We start from the raw sequence: 19,225 nt of genomic DNA on the forward strand, positions 1-19,225 counted from the left end.
CCGCTCCGGTTCTCGTAAGCCACCATTCTCGGCTCGGCCTGACCTGAATCTCAACACACCTTGGCGCAAGTTCACGAAGGTGGAAAGCAGGAGGCATACGCTAGGCAGAGGTTTGGCCCAAGCTTCCGATCAGTTTTTCCAGCAGTTTCGCCAGCATTTCCCGATCCTCGCGTGTCAGGCCGGCGAGGATTTCGTGCTCGTTGGCGACGTGGGCGGCAAGCGCTTCGTTGATGAGCTCGAGCCCTTTCCCGGTCAATTGCACCACCACACCGCGCCGGTCGTTGGGATGCGGCGCGCGCTGGATTAGGCTGGCCTTCTCCAGCCGGTCGAGGCGCGCGGTCATGGCGCCCGACGTCACCATCGTCGCCTCGTAAAGCTCGGTCGGCGTCAGCGCGTAGGGAGCGCCGGAACGGCGCAGCGTCGCCAGCACATCGAATTCGCCGGACTGCAGCCCGAAGCGGGCGAAGACCGGCGCCAGGCGGTCGCGCGCGATGAGCGCCGAGACCTCGTTCAGCCGCCCGATGACGCCCATCGGCGACACGTCGAGGTCCGGTCGCTCCCGTCGCCACTGTTCCATGGCTTTGCCTGCTCGATCCATGTTGCTCACCATAAAGTATCTTGACATAAAGAATCTTAGCATTATCTTACTGCAACAAGAACTGGCCGCCAAGCGGTCTCGCAGGGACAGGACGAACCAATGAGATTTCTCTGGGATTCAGCGATTTGGCTTCTGGTCGTGACGGGCGGCCTGCTGGGCATGACGCTGCCGTTCGGCAAGCTCGCCACCGCCGCCGGGGTGCCGGCCATGGTCTGGGCCTTCGTCATCTCGCTGGGCGCAGGCGGCGTGCTGTTTCTGGCGCTTCTGCTGCGCGGCGAGCGCATCCGGCTGACGCCGCACAAGCTGCGCTATTTCTTCGTCACCGCGGCGATTTCCTACGCCATTCCCAATCTTTTGATGTTCTCGGCCATCCCGCATCTCGGCGCCGGTTACACCGGCATCATGTTCACCCTGTCGCCGGTGATCACGCTGGTGTTCTCGATCGTGCTCGGTGTCAGGCGCCCCAATCTGCTCGGGGTCATCGGCATCGCCGTCGGCTTTGTCGGCGCGGCGATGGTCGCGCTGACGCGCGGCGAGGCAGGGCAGCCGGCCGACTATTTCTGGGTGGCGATCGGGCTGCTCATCCCGGTCAGCCTTGCCGCCGGCAACATCTACCGCACCGTCGACTGGCCGCAAGGCACCGGCCCGATCGAACTTGCGGTCGGCAGCCATCTGGCCTCGGCCACGCTGCTCCTCATCGGCATTTTGACGCTTCTGGGCGGGCAAGCCTTCATTCCGCTCGGCGGCGTGCCGCTCGTGGTCGTCGGCCAGGTAGCGTCGGCCTCGGCGATGTTCGCCTTCTTCTTCCGCCTGCAGGCGGTCGGCGGGCCGGTCTATCTCAGCCAGATCGGCTATGTGGCGGCGGCCGTCGGCCTGTTCGCCGGCACGATCTTCCTCGGCGAGCACTACCAGCTTCTGACCTGGCTGGGCGCCGCCATCATCACCGTCGGCGTCTTCATCACGACCAAGGCGCAAAGCCAGACCGGCGCGCCGGCGCCGGTCCGGGTCGAGCCGGCGGCGTCCCGCAGCTAGAGCAATTCCAGGAAAAATGTGAGCGGTTTTCCGTCCGGAATTGCGCCAAAACGAAGAGATAGAGCGGTTCGCCGTTTCCGTGAAACGGTGAAACGCTCTAGTTCTCGTTGCCGCCGGCCACTGGAGGCGTGAGGCGGGCGGTCCGGCTTGCCGCCGTTCAGACCGAAGCTTTCTCCGCCAACACCATGTAGTTGACGTCCATGTCCCTGGACTTCTGCCAGCGGTCGGCCAGCGGATGATAGATGACGCCGGTGCGGTCGATCACCGTGAGCCCGGCGGCGCCCAGCGCCTTCGCCAGCTCCTCCGGGCGGACCAGCTTGCCGAACTGATGCGTGCCGCGCGGCAGCCAGCGCAGCAGATATTCGGCGCCGATGATGGCAAGGCCGAGCGCCTTCAGCGTGCGGTTGATGGTGGCGACGAACATGATGCCGCCGGGGCGGACCATCTGGCCGCATTTGGCCACGAACAGCTCGACATCGGCGACATGCTCGACCACTTCCATGTTCAGGATGACGTCGAAGGTCTCGCCGGCATCGGCCAGCGCCTCGGCCGTGGTGGCGCGGTAGTCGACGCTGACGCCGGCTTCCGCCGCGTGCAGCTTCGCCACTTCGATGTTGGTTGCGGAAGCATCGGCGCCGACCACTTCGGCGCCAAGCCTGGCCATAGGCTCGCACAGCAAACCGCCGCCGCAGCCGATATCGAGGAAGCGCAGGCCATCGAAAGGCCGCGCCGCGCGCGGATCGCGGCCGAAACGGGCCGCAACCTGATCGCGGATATAGGCAAGCCGCACCGGATTGAACTTGTGCAGCGGACGGAACTTGCCGTTCGGGTTCCACCATTCGGCGGCAAGGGCGGAGAAGCGTTCCACTTCTCCGGCATCGATGGTCGATCGGCGGGGCTCTGGCATAGGCGGGTCTCCTCGAACGCCAAGAAGTCGGGGAACGCTAGGAAGTCGGGCGCGGGGGAGGGAATGTCAAGGCGGGTTTTTTGCCGCTGGCATCAGGGCGCCGGCAAGCCCAACCATGTCGATGGATCAGGCCGCGTTCTGTCAGCGCCTGGCAGCTTGGTTGCCGCGCTGCCGAAACAAATCGGATGGGCGAACGAAAAGCTGTCATGGACAGGGAGCGAGACCGAGACGGGAGTGTGCGAAAATGCGAATTCTGGCTTCGATCCTTTGGCAACGGCTCGACCTGGAGGGGCACGACGCTTGCCTGCTTGGCGAGACAGATGATGGCCGGACCCTCAAAGGCCATGCGCTTTTCGTCCACGACGCCGGTCCGTGCGGCCTTGCCTATGAGGTGGATTGCGACCTGAGCTGGCGTACCCGCAGGGCGCGGGTCGACGGCTTTTGCGGCATGCGGGAGATGCATTATCGGATTGAACGTCTTGCCGACGGCCAGTGGCTGCTGAACGGCGCAAGCCAGGCGGAGGTTGCCGGCCTCGTCGACGTCGATCTCGGCTTCACGCCCGCCACCAATCTTCTGGCGATCCGTCGGCTCGAGCTTGGCGACGGCGTGGCGGCGCCGGCGCCGGCCGCCTATCTGGCCTTTCCTGAACTCAGGGTCTCGCGTCTCGAACAGACCTACCGGCGGCTCGACGACAGCCGCTATGCTTATGCCGCACCCGTGTACGGCTACGATGCTGTCCTGACGGTCTCGCCGGCCGGTTTCGTTCTCGACTATCCCGGTCTGTGGCGAAGCGCTACCTGAGCCGCGAGCGCGCGACCGGCAATGTCGTGATCAACGCGACAGCGCGATCGTTGCGTGGTTCATGGCGACGCTGGCCGGCTCGATCGCCTGCACGGCTTCGCTGCCGCCGATCTCGGCCATGATGCGGTCGGCCGCCGCCTGGGCCTGTTCCATGCTCTGCCAGCGCACCACATCCACCCAGCTTCCGTCCTCGCGCCGGCCGAGATGCCGGCTGAGGAAGCCTGGCTGCCCGGCGAGCCAGTCAGTGATGACGCCGTTGCTGGCGACAAAGCCGGCTTCGGCGCCGGGCTTGAGGCGGAAGGTGACGATTTCCAGGGTTTCGGTCATAACAATCTCCCAACGGGCCGTTTCGTCGGTCTTATGGCATGATCGGCGACAAGATTCTGTCAGGATAGACGGTGCCGGGCCGCTCTTGGCCGCGCTCGCTTGCGAAGCGTTGCTGTTTTGGCTAAGGAGGCCGCGCATTCCGGCGCCGGGCTTACCCGGCGTTTCCTCTCGTTCCGGGCTCGAGCCGGCTTCAGTCAAAGGCATTTCGCTTCCATGGCGCGTATCGTGATGAAATTCGGCGGAACCTCGGTCGCCGACATCGCCCGCATCCGCAACGTGGCGCGCCATGTCAAACGCGAGGTCGATGCCGGCCACGAGGTTGCCGTGGTGGTCTCGGCGATGGCCGGCAAGACCAACGAGCTGGTCGGCTGGACCCGCGAAGCCTCGCCCATGCACGACGCGCGCGAATATGACGCCGTTGTCGCGTCGGGCGAGCAGGTCACGGCCGGTCTCCTGGCGATCACGCTGCAGAACATGGGCATCCATGCACGGTCCTGGCAGGGCTGGCAGATCCCGATCAAGACCGACAACGCGCATGGCGCGGCACGCATCCTCGATATCGACGGCGCCTTCCTGATCAAGCGCTTCGGCGAGGGCCAGGTGGCCGTCATCGCCGGTTTCCAGGGCATCGGCCCGGACAACCGCATATCGACGCTCGGCCGCGGCGGCTCCGACACCAGCGCCGTGGCGATCGCGGCGGCGGTCAAGGCCGACCGTTGCGACATCTATACCGATGTCGACGGCGTCTATACGACCGACCCTCGTATCGAGCCGAAAGCCCGTCGGCTGGCCAAGATTTCGTTTGAGGAAATGCTCGAAATGGCTTCGCTCGGCGCCAAGGTGCTGCAAGTGCGCTCGGTCGAGCTTGCCATGGTACACAGGGTGCGTACCTTCGTGCGGTCGTCCTTCGACGATCCCGACGCGCCCGGAATGGGGGATTTGCTCAATCCGCCCGGAACGCTTATTTGCGACGAGGAAGAGATCGTGGAACAGCAGGTCGTCACCGGAATTGCCTACGCCAAGGACGAAGCGCAGATCTCGCTGCGCCGCGTCGGCGACCGTCCAGGCGTTGCCGCCGGCATCTTCGGCCCGCTGGCCGAAGCCAACATCAATGTCGACATGATCGTCCAGAACATCTCCGAGGACGGCAAGTTCACCGATATGACCTTCACCGTGCCGTCCGGCGACGTCGACAAGGCGCTTGCCGTGCTGGAGAGGCTGAAACCCGATGTCGGCTACGATGTCGTCCAGTCGGAAGCCGGCATGTCGAAGGTCTCGGTCATCGGCATCGGCATGCGCAGCCACGCCGGCGTCGCCGCCACCGCCTTCAAGGCGCTGGCCGACAAGGCGATCAACATCCGCGCCATCACCACTTCCGAGATCAAAATCTCGATACTGATCGACGGTCCCTATACGGAACTTGCAGTTCGTACTTTGCATTCCGTCTACGGGCTCGATAAGCAATAGCAAGAACTGAGTCAGTTGTTGCGTGAACGCCGGCCGCGGGAGAAACTGCGGCGGGCGAAATGCCCATTGGAGAACAAGCCGCGATGCGTGATACGGCCAGTGGCCCGCGCGTTCTGCTCAAACGGCTTCGCGAGCTCATGCAGGAGCCGCTGGAGCCGCAGGAGCGGCTCGACCGCATCGTGCGCGACATCGCCTCCAACATGGTCGCCGAAGTCTGCTCGCTCTATGTGCTGCGCGCGGATTCGGTGCTCGAGCTCTACGCCACCGAAGGTTTGAACCCCAACGCCGTCCATCTGGCGCAGCTGCGGCTCGGGCAGGGCCTGGTCGGCACGATCGCCGCCAGCGCGCGACCGCTCAATCTATCGAATGCGCAGGAGCATCCGGCTTTCGCCTACCTGCCGGAGACGGGCGAAGAAATCTACAACTCCTTCCTCGGCGTGCCGGTGCTGCGGGCAGGGCGCACGCTAGGCGTGCTGGTGGTGCAGAACAAGACCATGCGCCATTACCGCGACGACGAGGTCGAGGCGCTGGAAACGACGGCGATGGTGATCGCCGAGATGATCGCCACCGGCGATCTCGCCCGCCTGACCAAGCCGGGGCTGGAACTCGACCTGCGCCGCCCGGTGAGCTTCACCGGCCTTTCCTTCAATGAGGGCGTCGGGCTCGGCCATGTCGTGCTGCACGAGCCGCGCATCGTCGTCACCAACCTCTTCAACGAGGACAGCGAGGAGGAGGTGCGCCGGTTGCAGTCCTCACTCGGCTCGCTCCGGCTCTCCATCGACGACATGCTGGAGCGGCGCGAGGTCGCGTTCGAGGGCGAGCACCGCGAGGTGCTCGAGGCCTATCGCATGTTCGCCAACGACAGCGGTTGGGTGCGGCGGCTGGAAGAGGCGATCCGCAACGGCCTGACGGCGGAAGCCGCCGTCGAAAAGGTGCAGAGCGACATGCGCGCGCGCATGCTCCACATGACCGACCCTTATCTGCGCGAGCGGATGAGCGATTTCGACGACCTCGCCAACCGGCTGCTGCGCCAGTTGATGGGACGCGGTCCGGAAGATGTCGCGGCCTCGCTGCCCAAGGACGCCATCATCGTCGCCCGCTCGATGGGCGCGGCCGAGCTGCTCGACTATCCGCGGGACAAGCTGCGCGGCCTGGTGCTGGAGGATGGCGCCGCCACCAGCCATGTCGTGATCGTCGCGCGCGCCATGGGCATTCCCGTCGCCGGACAAATGAAGGGCGCCGTTTCCATGGCGGAAAACGGCGACGCCATCATCGTCGACGGCGAGGAAGGCACCATCCATCTCAGGCCGCAATCCGACCTGGAAGCCGCCTATGCCGAAAAAGTCCGCTTCAGGGCGCGGCGGCAGGAAGTCTATCGCGAGCTGCGCAAGAAGCCGTCGCTGACCAAGGACGGCGTTCCGGTCGATCTGCTGATGAATGCGGGCCTGGCCGTCGACCTGCCGCAGCTGACCGAATCGGGCGCCGCCGGCATCGGCCTGTTCCGCACCGAATTGCAGTTCATGGTCGCCTCGACCTTTCCCCGCGCCGAGGCGCAGGAACGGCTTTACCGCGACGTGCTCGAGGCGGCGCGCGGCAAGCCGGTCACCTTCCGCACCATCGACATCGGCGGCGACAAGGTGCTGCCCTATTTCAAGGGCGCGGTGCAGGAAGAGAACCCGGCGCTGGGCTGGCGGGCGATCCGGCTCACCCTCGACCGTCCCGGCCTGCTCAGGACTCAGATACGGGCGCTGCTTAAGGCCAGCGGCGGCCGCGAGCTGAAGCTGATGCTGCCGATGGTGACCGAGCTGTCGGAAATCGCGCAGGCGCGCGAGATCATCGACCGCGAGGTCCGGCATTTGTCGCGCTTCGCGCATCACCTGCCCACCAGCCTCAAGCTCGGCGCGATGCTGGAAGTGCCGTCGCTGCTGTTCCAGCTCGACGAATTGATGAAGGCGGTGGATTTCGTTTCGGTCGGCTCCAACGACCTCTTCCAGTTCGTCATGGCCGTCGATCGCGGCAACACCCAGCTCGCCGACCGCTTCGACAACCTGTCGACGCCGTTTCTGCGGGTGCTGAAGACGATTGCCGATGCCGGCGTGCGCAACGACACCCCGGTGACGCTCTGCGGCGAGCTGGCCGGCAAGCCGATCTCGGCCATGGCGCTGATCGGTCTCGGCTTCCGCTCGATCTCCATGTCGCCGGCATCCATCGGCCCGGTCAAGGCGATGCTCACCGAGCTGCCGCTGCAGGAACTGAAGGCCTTTTTCGACGACAATCTAATGGCGCCCAGCCAGAAATTGCCGATGCGAGCCTTGCTACAGGCCTTTGCAGACGATCGCTCGATTCCGCTCTAGATTCACGTGAGGGCGGTCTGCAAATGGCGATTTTCTGCGCTTCCGGTGCTCATGTACCTAAATGTACATTCTGCTCCGGTTTTCGAAACTCCCCATTTTCGGCTCGCCCTGACGTGAATTCCATCGAAGTTCGAAGATCATGATCAACCTGCCCCGCGACCGTATGGATCAAGTCGTCAAGCGTTTCGACATGCTCGAGGCGCAGATGTCGGCCGGACCCGCCGCCGACGCCTATGTGAAGATGGCTTCGGAATATGCCGACATCCAGGAGATGGTGGGCAAGATCCGGGCGCTGCGCGCCGCCGAGCAGGAGCAGGCGGACCTCGAGGCGATGCTTGCCGACAAAGCGACCGATGCCGAGATGCGCGCGCTGGCCGAGGCCGACCTGCCGGAGGTCGAGAGCCGCATCGAGGCGCTGCAGAAGGACATCCAGATCCTGCTGCTGCCCAAGGATGCGGCCGACGAGAGGAACGCCATCCTCGAAATCCGCGCCGGCACAGGCGGCGACGAGGCGGCGTTGTTCGCCGGCGATCTCTTTCGCATGTATGAACGCTATGCCGCCTCGCGCGGCTGGCGCTTCGAGGTGGTATCGGCGAGCGAGGGCGAGGTCGGCGGCTACAAGGAAATCATCGCCGCGGTGTCGGGCAAGGGCGTGTTCGCGCATCTGAAGTTCGAATCTGGCGTGCACCGCGTGCAGCGCGTGCCGGAAACCGAGGCCGGCGGGCGCATCCACACCTCAGCCGCGACCGTCGCCGTGCTGCCCGAGGCCGAGGAGGTCGATATAGAAATCCGGGCGGAGGACATCCGCATCGACACGATGCGGGCCTCCGGCTCGGGCGGCCAGCACGTGAACACCACCGATTCGGCGGTTCGCATCACCCATTTGCCGACCGGCATCATGGTGGTGCAGGCGGAAAAGTCGCAGCACCAGAACCGGGCGCGCGCCATGCAGATCCTCAGGGCCAGACTCTACGATCTCGAGCGCAGCCGCGCGGATGAGGAGCGCTCGTCGTCGCGAAAATCGCAGGTCGGCTCCGGCGACCGCTCGGAGCGCATTCGCACCTACAATTTCCCGCAAGGCCGTGTCACCGACCACCGTATCAACCTCACGCTCTACAAGCTCGACCGTGTGATGATGGGCGAGTTGGACGAGATCGTCGGCGCGCTGATCGCCGATCATCAGTCGAAGCTGCTTGCCGATATGAGCCTCGATGGCTGATCGACTGCCCGCCGCGCTCGGACCGCTGCTCAGGGCAGCGCGCGAGCGTCTGGCTATAGCCGGCATCGACGATCCGGCGCTCGATTCGCGGCTGATCGTCGAGCATTTCTCGGGCACGACCCGTACCCAGGCCATCGCCGAACCGGGACAAGAGGTTGGTTCGGCGGCGCTTTCGGCCATCGAAGCAGCCCTGAGGCGTCGCGTCGCAGGCGAGCCGGTGCACCGCATCCTCGGCTACCGCGAATTCTACGGTTTGCGCCTGTCGCTTTCGCCGGAGACGCTGGAGCCCCGGCCGGATACCGAGACGCTGGTCGACGCCGTCCTGCCCTTTGCGCGGGCAACGGCCGAAAGGCTTGGCAAATGCCGCATTCTCGATCTCGGCACGGGCACCGGCGCCATCGCGCTGGCGCTGCTCAGCGCCGTTCCGGCCGCCACCGCGACGGGCGTCGACATTTCGCTCGACGCATTGGCAGTTGCGGCTGGAAACGCCCGGGACCTGGGGCTCGGCGAACGCTTCAAAGCCTTGCATTCCAACTGGTTCGAAAAAGTTTCGGGCCACTACCATGTAATTGCCTCGAACCCTCCCTATATACCCAGTCGAGACATCGGAAATCTGCAGGACGAGGTCCGCGATTTCGACCCGCACCGGGCCCTGGACGGCGGTGCGGACGGTTTGGACCCCTATCGGGTCATTGCCGCTGAAGCGGCAGAATTTCTGCAAGCGCAAGGCAAGGTAGCGGTCGAGATCGGCCATACGCAGAAAAACGAGGTCACCGGGATATTCGCGGCAGCCGGCTATGTGTTAACCGGGTCACATCGCGATCTCGGCGGCAATGACAGAGTTCTGGTGTTCGAGCGTTGAAAGCCCTGATGCAGTGCGAAAAAACCGCTTGGCAATACCCGGGAATGCAGTTAGGGTCCGGCTCAACCGGATGAGACGAAGCAGGCAGTGCTCCCAGCGATTCGGTTTTCCTTGGAAATAGCTGCCTTCTTGCGCAAACGACGCCCAAGCTTCGTGCGGGAATCATCCGGCAAGTGATGTAACCGGGACAGGATGGCACGTGGCGCCAACGCAATTGATGCGGGCGAACGCCGGTGAAGAGACGAAACGGCTGGCTGCATGAGCGCCACCGTTCGTGAAGAGTTTTTCGAAAATTCACTATGAAGAGAGTCTAATGAGGCCACAACAGCAGAACAGGCGCATGCGCGGTCGCAACAACAATGGCGGCGGTGGCAACAACAACAACCGCAAGGGGCCCAATCCCCTGACCCGCAACTACGAGAGCAACGGCCCGGACGTGAAGATCCGCGGATCGGCTCAGCAGATCGCCGAAAAATACGCCACACTCGCCCGTGACGCGCAAAGCTCCGGCGACCGGGTTATGGCGGAGAACTACCTCCAGCACGCCGAGCATTACAATCGCATCATTGCCGCCGCGCAGGCGCAGATGCCGATCCAGAACACTCAGCAGAACCGCGACGACTTCGACGACGATATGGACGAAGATCGCGAGGAGTTCGACAATATCGGCAACAACAGCGGCAACGGCGCCGATGCGCCGGGCACGGCGAGCGGCTCCGGCCCGCAGCCAGTGATCGAAGGCACGCCGGCGGAACTCGCCTACAACCAGGAAAACGGCCGCGACAACAACAGCCGTCGCGACAACAACCAGCGCGACAACAACGGCCGCGACCGGCATCGTGATCGCCGCAACGGCGGCGGCCAGTATGGCCAGAACGGTCAGCGTGGCGAAAACGCCCAGCGCGGCGAGCAGGGCGGCCAGCAGTTCGACCAGAACCGCCGCAATGAGGGACAGGCGCAGCCCGAGGCGACCGGCGAGGCTGGTTCACAGGCCGTGCAGGCGCCGCAGTTCGACAGTTTCTCGCCTGCCGCCCTTGCCGCACAGGCCGAGCTCAACGAAGCCGCCCAGGACAATGGCGGCCGCCGTCCGCGGCGTCCGCGGCGTCCCCGCGGCAGCTATGCCGACCAGGCCGGTGGCGGGCAGGGCGACCAGCCGGAGGGCTCGAGCCCCGAAGGTTCCGGTCCCGAAAGTTCAGGCGAAACGCGCAACGCTGCGAACAATAGCGACGAGGTCGGCGCCAAGCCGGCCGAAGAGGCGAACCAGGCGAGGGAGCCTGCCGCCAGCGAGCCGGCACCTGTTGTCAACGAAGCCCCCGGCGAGCCTGTAGCTGCAGACGCAAACAACTGATCCAGACGCCATTTCAAGCATCGCTGACGGCGGAGAGAAATCTCCGCCGTTTTTGTATATGCACGCCCGGGAATATTCTGCATTGATCGACATCAAGGCGTCTTGAGGGACCGTGGCCCATACACCATATCTCGGCTGAACAGGGCTCGGCTCTTTTGAGCGGGTCCGTCACCGCAATCTGATCCGGTGCCGCAAAGTGGGCCGGTGATGGAAGGAGACAGCGAATGAATCTTGAAAAATACTCGGAGCGCGTGCGCGGCTTCATCCAGTCGGCGCAGACCATGGCGCTCTCGCGCAACCACCAGCAATTTACGCCCGAACATATACTGAAGGTGCTCGTCGACGATGACGAGGGCCTCGCCGCCTCCTTGGTCGAGCGCGCCGGCGGCAATGTCCGCGACGTCAAGCTCGGCGTCGAGACGGCGCTCGAGGCGATGCCCAAGGTCGAAGGTGGCAACGGCCAGCTTTACCTCGCCCAGCCGCTGGCCAAGGTGTTCTCAACCGCCGAGGACCTGGCCAAGAAGGCCGGCGACAGCTTCGTCACCGTCGAGCGGCTGCTGCAGGCGCTTGTCATGGAGAAGTCGGCCAAGACCGCCGACATCCTTTCCAAGGCGGGCGTCACCGCGCAGGCGCTCAACCAGGCGATCAACGACATCCGCAAGGGCCGCACCGCCGATTCGGCCAGCGCCGAGCAAGGCTACGACGCGCTGAAGAAATACGCGCGCGACCTCACCGCCGACGCCCGCGCCGGCAAGCTCGATCCGGTCATCGGCCGCGACGACGAGATCCGCCGCACCATCCAGGTGCTGTCGCGGCGCACCAAGAACAATCCCGTGCTGATCGGCGAGCCGGGCGTCGGCAAGACGGCGATTGCCGAGGGCCTGGCGCTGCGCATCGTCAATGGCGACGTGCCGGAATCGCTGAAGGACAAGCAATTGATGGCGCTCGACATGGGCGCGCTGATTGCCGGCGCCAAATATCGCGGCGAGTTCGAGGAGCGGCTGAAGGCCGTGCTCAACGAGGTAACCTCGGCCAGCGGCAACATCATCCTGTTCATCGACGAGATGCACACGCTGGTCGGCGCCGGCAAGGCGGACGGCGCGATGGACGCCTCGAACCTGTTGAAGCCCGCGCTGGCGCGCGGCGAATTGCACTGCGTCGGCGCGACCACACTCGACGAATACCGCAAGCATGTCGAAAAGGATGCCGCGCTTGCCCGCCGTTTCCAGCCCGTCTTCGTCGACGAGCCGACGGTGGAAGACACGGTTTCGATCCTGCGCGGCCTGAAGGAGAAGTACGAGCAGCACCACAAGGTGCGCATCTCCGATTCCGCGCTTGTGTCGGCGGCCGCACTTTCCAACCGCTACATCGCCGACCGTTTCCTTCCCGACAAGGCGATTGACCTAGTCGACGAGGCGGCGTCCAGGCTGCGCATGCAGGTCGATTCCAAGCCCGAGGCGCTGGACGAGATCGACCGCCGCATCATGCAGCTCAAGATCGAACGCGAGGCGCTGAAGGTCGAGAAGGACGAGGCTTCGAAGGACCGGCTTGCCAGGCTGGAGAAGGAGCTCACCGATCTCGAGGAGGAATCGAGCGAGCTGACCACCAAGTGGCAGGCCGAAAAGCAGAAGCTTGGTCTTGCCGCCGACCTGAAGAAACAGCTCGACGAGACGCGCAACGAACTGGCGATCGCGCAGCGTAAGGGCGAGTTCCAGCGCGCCGGCGAGCTTGCCTACGGCAAGATCCCGGAGCTCGAGAAGAAGCTCAAGGAAGCCGAGGCGCAGGACGGCAAGACCGGCATGGTGGAAGAGGTGGTCACGCCCGACCATGTTGCGCATGTCGTGTCGCGCTGGACCGGCATTCCGGTCGACAAGATGCTGGAGGGGCAACGCGAGAAACTCTTGCGCATGGAAGACGAGATCGGCAAGCGCGTCGTCGGCCAGGGCGAAGCCGTGCAGGCGGTGTCCAAGGCCGTGCGGCGCGCCCGCGCCGGATTGCAGGATCCGAACCGGCCGATCGGCTCGTTCATGTTCCTCGGACCGACCGGCGTCGGCAAGACCGAACTCACCAAGGCGCTGGCCAGCTTCCTGTTCGACGACGAGACGGCGCTGGTCCGCATCGACATGTCGGAGTTCATGGAGAAGCACTCCGTCGCCCGGCTGATCGGCGCGCCTCCCGGCTATGTCGGCTATGAGGAAGGCGGCGCGCTGACCGAAGCGGTGCGGCGCCGGCCCTATCAGGTCGTGCTGTTCGACGAGATCGAGAAGGCGCATCCGGACGTATTCAACGTGCTCCTGCAGGTGCTCGACGACGGCCGGCTGACCGATGGCCAGGGCCGCACGGTCGACTTCCGCAACACGCTGATCATCATGACGTCGAACCTCGGCGCCGAATATCTGGTCAATCTCGGCGACGACCAGGATGTCGATGCCGTGCGCGACGAGGTGATGGCGGTGGTGAAAGCCTCGTTCCGGCCGGAGTTCCTCAACCGCGTCGACGAAGTGATCCTGTTCCACCGGCTGCGCCGTCTGGATATGGACCGCATCGTCGAGATCCAGCTCAAGCGTCTGGAGAACCTGCTTACCGATCGCAAGATCACGCTGGCGCTCGATCATGACGCGATCGAGTGGCTGGCGTCGAAGGGCTACGATCCGGCCTATGGCGCCAGGCCGCTGAAGCGGGTGATGCAGAAGGAGCTGCAGGACCCGCTGGCCGAGAAGATCCTGCTCGGCGAGATCCTCGACGGTTCGACCGTCAAGGTCACCGCCGGCTCCGACCGGTTGAACTTCCGCTCGAAGCCGACCGTGGTGGCGACGGAGGCCGCCGCCTGATTTCGGGTGAGCTTGAATGAACGCGAAGCGCGTCGCACCGGACTGGTGCGGCGCGCTTTTTTATTGCCAATGACTGCGCATAATCAGCTGCCGATTCGGATGACTGGGAAGAACTCGATGAAGCTCGACGATTACAATGGCTTCTGCGCTTCATTGCCCGCCACGACGCATGTCGTTCAGTGGGGCGGCGCCCATGTCTGGAAGGTCGGCGGCAAGGTGTTCGCCATCGGCGGCTGGAACGAGGGCGGCGAGCTCTTCGTCACCTTCAAATGTTCCGAGATGGCCTATGACGTGCTGAAGGATCAGCCGGGCTGCCGGCCGGCGCCCTATCTCGCCTCGCGCGGCATGAAATGGATCCAGCGTCAGACAAGCCAAAGCATGGATGATGCGGCGCTCGAGGACTATCTGCGCGAGAGCCATCGCCTGGTCGTCCTCAAGCTGACCAGACAGGCACGCAAGGAATTGGGGCTTGCCGCAGGCTAAGGCGCGTCGCGCCGAAACGGATGTGGTCGATGCGCTTTAGCTGTTGTTTCGCATGTCGGCCCCCAGAACCGCTGCGTATTTTTGGGCAACATGCATGAGCTCATATTCCTCAAGGTACCGGAAACCCGCCATCTTCATGCCCGGTTCATGTTGGAATCTTAATTTGGCTAGCTGGTTTGCTGACGAAGGTTCGCCCGCCAGAAGCCCGAGTCGACCGGAGAGCTTGACCCTCATGCTGCGCTTGATCTTTTCCCTTTCGGCACTCGCGGCCGGGCTGGTGTCTTCCAGTGCGTTCGCCATGCCGAGCGCGGATGGTGCGCGGCCTGCGCGCCCGGCTGAGCGCGGCGCGCTGATGCTGGCCCAGGACGGCAATATCGATATCTACTACGACGCCAGGGGCAACCGGGTGCTGGTCGATGCCGACACCGGCAAGGTGATCGCCATCCAGCCGCCGGGCAGCAGGCTCGACCGCCGCGCGCTTCGCCGGCAGATGCGCATGCAGGAACTCGGCCGCGCGCCGGCCGAAGACGACGACCGCTATTATCTCGACAACCCCGACGACATGGCGCGCTTCCGCCGTCGGCAATTGGAAGAGAACGGCCGTGTCATCCCGCCGGTCGACGAGTACGACGACAATTCCGTCGATGCCTATCCGCCGGCGCCCAACAACGATGAAGGCTATGCCACCACTTATCCGGAGGCGCCGAAATCCGACACCATCAAGCGCCAGCCGCTGAACGAGGCGTCGATCGATCCGGAGCAGCCGGGCCAGGGCGAAGTGCTGCAGGTCAATCCGGAAGCACAGGCGGCACAGCCGCCGAACACTGGTGGCAAGGCCACGGTCGATCCGTCGCTGTCGCTCGGCGTGCGCCAGGACGTTGCCGCGCTGCAGGTGCTGCTCGATCGCGGCGGCGCCTCGCCGGGCGTGATCGACGGGCGCTTCGGCTCGAATGTCGACAAGGCGCTGGCCGCCTACAACGAAATAAACGGCACCAATCTGAAATCCACCGATGCGGTCGGCATCCAGGCGGCGCTTGCACAGTCGGGCGGCGACGCCTTCGCCTCCTACACGATCACGCCGGAAGACGCGGCCGGCCCTTACGTCGCCTCGATACCGGAGGACTACAGCCAGAAGGCCAAGCTCGACTGCATGTGCTACACCTCGGTCACCGAGGCGCTGGCCGAACGCTTCCATATGGACGAGACCTATCTGAAGTCGATCAACAAGGGCGTGGACTTCAATCGCCCGGGCACGATGATCAAGGTCGCCAATTTCGGCAAGCTGGTCTCGACGCCGGTAACGCGTATCATCGCCGACAAGACCAAGAAGGAAGTCTACGCCTATGATGGGAGCGGCAAGCTGGTCGCGGCCTATCCCGCGACCATCGGCTCGGCCGACACGCCGTCGCCGACCGGCATCCATGCCGTCTCGCGCATCGCTCTCGACCCGAACTACACCTACAATCCGAACATCAATTTCAAGCAGGGCCAGAACGACAAGATCCTGACCGTCCCCCCGGGACCGAACGGTCCGGTCGGTTCGGTCTGGATCGCACTCGACAAGCCGACCTACGGTATTCACGGCACGCCCGATCCCTCTAAGATTGGCAAAACCGAGAGCCATGGCTGCGTGCGCCTGACCAACTGGGATGCACGCGAGCTTGCCAAGCTGGTGTCACCGGGCGTCACGGTGGAGTTCGTGGGCGGATCGACAATCGCGGATGTCGGCGGGACCTCAACCGATGAGTTTACGCAGCAGTAAGGCGCGCGGCGCCGCGGCATAGATGAGCTGCACCAGCAGGATGAAGCCTATGCTGAGCAGCGGCGTGATCAGGCAAAGCGCCGCGCCGACCGCCCACAGGATCTGCGCCTTGACGATCCGCTTGTAGACGGTGCGGCGCGTCTCCGCGTCGACATCCTCGGCGATCATGCCGCTCCTGTCGGCATACCACCAGCTCGCGAACAGCGTGCCGCCCAGCATCAGCAGGTTCAGCCAGTAGACCAGTACCGCGCCCCTGAATGCCAGGAAATCGGCGAGAAGGTCGGTCGAGAAGGGCAGCAGCGCGATAAAGGCAAGGAAGCACAGGTTGAGCGTCGCGAGCCGCCGGTCCGATTTCGCGATCAGGCCATGCTGTGCCTGCTGTCCGAACCAGAAGATGGTGAGCGTGAGGAAGCTCAGCGCATAAGTCAGGAATCGCGGCCCCAGCGCCAGGATCGCGGCGAGCAATTCGCCTTCCGAATGCACCGCCTCATGCGACGGCACTCTGATCTCCAGCACGATCAACGTCAGCGCGATGGCGAAAACGCCGTCGGTGACGCCGACGATGCGTCCGCGTCCTTCCGCCGACGGTTCGAGCGGACGCTTCATGGCTTCCCCCTCTCACGCATGATGGTGGAACCTAGCACGCCGGTGGCGGTTTGCATCAGGATTGAGCCCACCTCGTCATCCGGCCCTGAATCGAAAAGAGAGAGCATGATGTCGTCCGAAAACCGCTTCACACGTTTCGGCATCATGCTCTGTCATCTGGTTTCAAGAACAGCGATGCTCTGGCTTGTTGTTGCGCCCGTGCGAGGGGGCTAAGCAGGGATCCAATGTCATCAGCGAATGAAACCACTGCCGATTCGCATTCGCCCGCGCGGGCGAACGGCACGTTTTGTCCTCAGACCCGGCGAAAATTCGTGCTGGTCGCTGCGATCCTCGCGTCTGCGCTCGGCTTCATCGACGGTTCGATCCTGGCGATCGCCATGCCGGCGCTGCGCGCGGATCTCGGCGCCAGCCTGGCGCAAGCGCAGTGGATTTCCAACGCCTATGCGTTGACGCTGTCGGCGCTCATCCTGGTGGGGGGCGCTGCCGGCGATCGGTTTGGACTGCGGCGCGCCTTCGTGGCCGGGATCGCGCTGTTCGTCGCGGCTTCGCTCGCCTGCGCGCTGGCGCCCGATCCGGCTATATTGATCGCCTTCCGCGCCATCCAGGGCATTGGTGCGGCGATCATGGTGCCGGGCAGCCTGGCCATCATCGCCAAAGCCTATCCGAAGAAGGAGCGCGGCCGGGCGATCGGCATCTGGGCCGCCGCTTCGGCGCTGACCACGGCGCTCGGTCCCGTGCTGGGCGGCGTCGTGCTCTCGACTTTCGGCAATGGCGTCTGGCGCGCGATCTTTGCCATCAACCTGCCGCTTGGGCTGATCTCGATCTATCTGCTTCTGGCCAAGGTGCCGGCCGACAAGCCAACCGAAAAACGCAGCCTCGACCTTGGCGGCGCGGCGCTGGCGACGCTTGCTTTCGGCCTGCTCGCCTACGGGTTGACGGCGATGAATGTCGAAGGCGCAGGGTTGATGTCGGGCCCGGCGATCGTTGCCGGCGTGGTCCTGCTTGTGGTCTTCATCTTTTACGAGCACAGGCGGCGCGACCCGATGATCGATCTCGGCCTGTTCCGGATCAGGGCCTTTGCCGGCGCCAATCTGGCGACGTTTTTCCTTTATTTCGCGCTGTCGGCCAATTTGTTCTACCTGCCGATGCTGTTGATCGCCGGCTGGAGGCTGAGCGAGGCCGAGGTCGGCTTCATCTTCGTGCCGCTGTCGGCGTCGATCGCGCTTTTGTCCGGACCGGTCGGCCAGTGGTCGGATCGCATCGGTCCGCGTTTCCCGATCGCCAGCGGCAGCATGGTCGTCGCCATCGCCTTCGCCGGCCTTGCCTTGCTCACCCATTTCGGCATCCACGATTTCTGGATCGGCACCTTTCCGCTGATGGCGCTGATGGGGCTTGGCATGGCGCAAGTCGTGTCGCCGCTGTCGACCGCGGTCATGACGTCCGTGGAGGACAAGGATACCGGGGCCGCATCCGGCATCAACAACGCGGTCTCGCGCGTCGGCGGCCTGATCGCGGTGGCGGCGATGGGCTCGCTGGCGGCCTGGGTTTACGCGCGGATGACCGGCAATGCCGCCGGGGTGCCCGGTTTCGGCGAGCCGCCGGCCTCCGGGCTGGCCGCCAATATCGAAGCGGCCAGGATTGCGGCAAGCGATTCGGCTTTCGCCGCGGTCGCGGCGGTCACGGCGCTGCTGTGCGTGCTGTCTTCACTCACCGCCTGGTTCACGGTTCCCGGACAGGCATCGCCCTGGCCGCAAAAGACAAACGATGAGCAAGATTAGTTCGGAAGCTGCGAATCAGTCTTGGCGCTGGCAACCTTCAGCGCGCTGCCGTCTTCCTGCTTCAGAAGATCGTCAATGCGCTCGCGCTCTTTCTTGAAGGCGACGAGATCGTCGCCCTTCAGAACCTTGCCGACCGGCAGGCGCACGCGCATCGAATCGACCTTGGTGCCGTTGACGATCAGTTCGTAGTGAAGGTGCGGGCCGGTAGAGAGGCCGGTCTGGCCGAGATAGCCGATGACCTGCCCCTGCCGGACATGAACGCCTTCCTCGATGCCTTTGGCGAAAGCGCTCTGGTGATTATAGGAGGTCTCGTAACCATTGGCGTGGCGGATGATGATCTGCTTGCCGTAGCCGCCGGCCCAGCCGGCCTTCTCGACCACGCCGTTGCCGGCGGCGATTATCGGCGTGCCGATCGGCGCTGCCCAGTCGGTGCCGGTGTGCATCCGGACGTAGCCAAGGATCGGATGCCGGCGTGCGCCGAAGCCGGAGGTGAAGCGCCCATTGGGCAGCGGATTGCGCAGCAGGAACTGCTTGGCGCTGCTGCCGTTCTCGTCGAAATAGTCGACGCTGCCGTCCTGCATCTGGAAGCGATAGAAGTTGCGCGTTTGTCCGCCGAAGGTCGATGAGACGTAGAGAAGCTCGGAGCCGTCGGAGGCCTGGTCGTCGCCGTCGGGTTGGGAGAACAGCACTTCGAGGCGGTCGGAAGGCGAGAGCCGCGACTGGAAATCCACGTCGGAAGCGAGCAGCTTGATCAGCTTCTGCGTCATCGCTTTCGACATGCCATAGGAATAGGCGGTGCGGTAGATGCCGTCATAGACATTGGGCAGATTGCCACGCACCACGACGGGC

General features: G+C 64.3%; 16 protein-coding genes (1 of these 16 only partly in view). 11 read left to right on the forward strand and 5 right to left on the reverse strand.

Translation table 11 applies throughout. The features are described from left to right. Positions 1-100: 100 nt before the first annotated feature. A complete protein-coding gene (locus LB526_RS24605; RefSeq protein ID WP_224630102.1) occupies positions 101-598 on the reverse strand; it encodes a MarR family winged helix-turn-helix transcriptional regulator in 498 nt (165 codons plus the stop codon). Between the two features lie 99 nt (positions 599-697). Between LB526_RS24605 and LB526_RS24610 the strand changes: the two genes are divergently transcribed. Then, positions 698-1,630, forward strand: a complete 933-nt coding sequence (locus LB526_RS24610) for a DMT family transporter (RefSeq protein WP_224630103.1) — start codon at positions 698-700, stop codon at positions 1,628-1,630. A 157-nt stretch (positions 1,631-1,787) separates the two neighbouring features. Here the strand turns inward: LB526_RS24610 and ubiG are convergent, their stop codons facing one another. Further along, complete coding sequence (gene ubiG, locus LB526_RS24615; RefSeq protein WP_224630104.1) at positions 1,788-2,537, reverse strand: bifunctional 2-polyprenyl-6-hydroxyphenol methylase/3-demethylubiquinol 3-O-methyltransferase UbiG; 750 nt, start codon at positions 2,535-2,537, stop codon at positions 1,788-1,790. Positions 2,538-2,781: 244 nt separating this feature from the next. On the opposite strand from ubiG, the gene LB526_RS24620 reads away from it, so the two are divergent. Continuing rightward, positions 2,782-3,339 (forward strand): putative glycolipid-binding domain-containing protein, encoded by a 558-nt coding sequence (locus LB526_RS24620; protein WP_224630105.1) that lies wholly within the window; start codon positions 2,782-2,784, stop codon positions 3,337-3,339. 30 nt (positions 3,340-3,369) lie between these two features. On the opposite strand, the gene LB526_RS24625 is transcribed toward LB526_RS24620, so the two are convergent. After that, complete coding sequence (locus LB526_RS24625; protein WP_224630106.1) at positions 3,370-3,666, reverse strand: antibiotic biosynthesis monooxygenase family protein; 297 nt, start codon at positions 3,664-3,666, stop codon at positions 3,370-3,372. A 213-nt stretch (positions 3,667-3,879) separates the two neighbouring features. Between LB526_RS24625 and LB526_RS24630 the strand changes: the two genes are divergently transcribed. The 8 genes from LB526_RS24630 (at position 3,880) to LB526_RS24665 (ending at position 15,992) form a co-directional block, all read left to right on the forward strand. Then, the gene (locus tag LB526_RS24630) at positions 3,880-5,133 is read left to right on the forward strand and encodes an aspartate kinase (protein ID WP_140847379.1); all 1,254 of its coding nucleotides are present in this window, start codon (positions 3,880-3,882) and stop codon (positions 5,131-5,133) included. Positions 5,134-5,216: 83 nt separating this feature from the next. Beyond that, positions 5,217-7,487: a phosphoenolpyruvate--protein phosphotransferase gene (gene ptsP, locus LB526_RS24635; RefSeq protein ID WP_140632771.1), complete on the forward strand. Its 2,271-nt coding sequence runs from the start codon at positions 5,217-5,219 to the stop codon at positions 7,485-7,487. Positions 7,488-7,626: 139 nt separating this feature from the next. Then, positions 7,627-8,706 (forward strand): peptide chain release factor 1, encoded by a 1,080-nt coding sequence (gene prfA / locus LB526_RS24640; RefSeq protein WP_224609568.1) that lies wholly within the window; start codon positions 7,627-7,629, stop codon positions 8,704-8,706. Continuing rightward, positions 8,699-9,568, forward strand: a complete 870-nt coding sequence (prmC, locus tag LB526_RS24645) for a peptide chain release factor N(5)-glutamine methyltransferase (RefSeq protein ID WP_224532528.1) — start codon at positions 8,699-8,701, stop codon at positions 9,566-9,568. Before prfA ends, prmC begins: the two co-directional genes overlap by 8 nt. Positions 9,569-9,881: 313 nt before the next feature. Continuing rightward, positions 9,882-10,916 carry a DUF4167 domain-containing protein gene (locus tag LB526_RS24650; RefSeq protein ID WP_411968090.1) on the forward strand — a complete coding sequence of 345 codons (1,035 nt, stop codon included), beginning with the start codon at positions 9,882-9,884 and terminating at the stop codon, positions 10,914-10,916. Between the two features lie 224 nt (positions 10,917-11,140). Continuing rightward, positions 11,141-13,747 (forward strand): ATP-dependent chaperone ClpB, encoded by a 2,607-nt coding sequence (gene clpB / locus LB526_RS24655; protein WP_224630108.1) that lies wholly within the window; start codon positions 11,141-11,143, stop codon positions 13,745-13,747. A 117-nt stretch (positions 13,748-13,864) separates the two neighbouring features. After that, a complete protein-coding gene (locus LB526_RS24660) occupies positions 13,865-14,230 on the forward strand; it encodes an MmcQ/YjbR family DNA-binding protein (protein WP_140543607.1) in 366 nt (121 codons plus the stop codon). A 232-nt stretch (positions 14,231-14,462) separates the two neighbouring features. Beyond that, positions 14,463-15,992, forward strand: a complete 1,530-nt coding sequence (locus LB526_RS24665) for a L,D-transpeptidase family protein (RefSeq protein ID WP_224630109.1) — start codon at positions 14,463-14,465, stop codon at positions 15,990-15,992. Here LB526_RS24665 and LB526_RS24670 read toward each other — a convergent pair. Further along, on the reverse strand, positions 15,966-16,598 hold the full coding sequence (locus LB526_RS24670) for a TMEM175 family protein (protein WP_224532523.1): 633 nt from the start codon (positions 16,596-16,598) through the stop codon (positions 15,966-15,968). The genes LB526_RS24665 and LB526_RS24670 overlap by 27 nt on opposite strands. Positions 16,599-16,822: 224 nt before the next feature. Between LB526_RS24670 and LB526_RS24675 the strand changes: the two genes are divergently transcribed. After that, positions 16,823-18,376, forward strand: coding sequence for an MFS transporter (locus tag LB526_RS24675; RefSeq protein WP_224630110.1), 1,554 nt, complete (start codon positions 16,823-16,825; stop codon positions 18,374-18,376). Here the strand turns inward: LB526_RS24675 and LB526_RS24680 are convergent. Further along, positions 18,373-19,225 carry the end of a M23 family metallopeptidase gene (locus tag LB526_RS24680; protein WP_224630111.1) on the reverse strand. It continues 1,127 nt past the right edge of the window, so the window shows 853 of its 1,980 coding nt (coding positions 1,128-1,980); its start codon lies beyond the right edge, outside the window; its stop codon occupies positions 18,373-18,375. The genes LB526_RS24675 and LB526_RS24680 overlap by 4 nt on opposite strands.

Source organism: Mesorhizobium sp. CA6 (assembly GCF_020165035.1).
Lineage (GTDB): Bacteria > Pseudomonadota > Alphaproteobacteria > Rhizobiales > Rhizobiaceae > Mesorhizobium.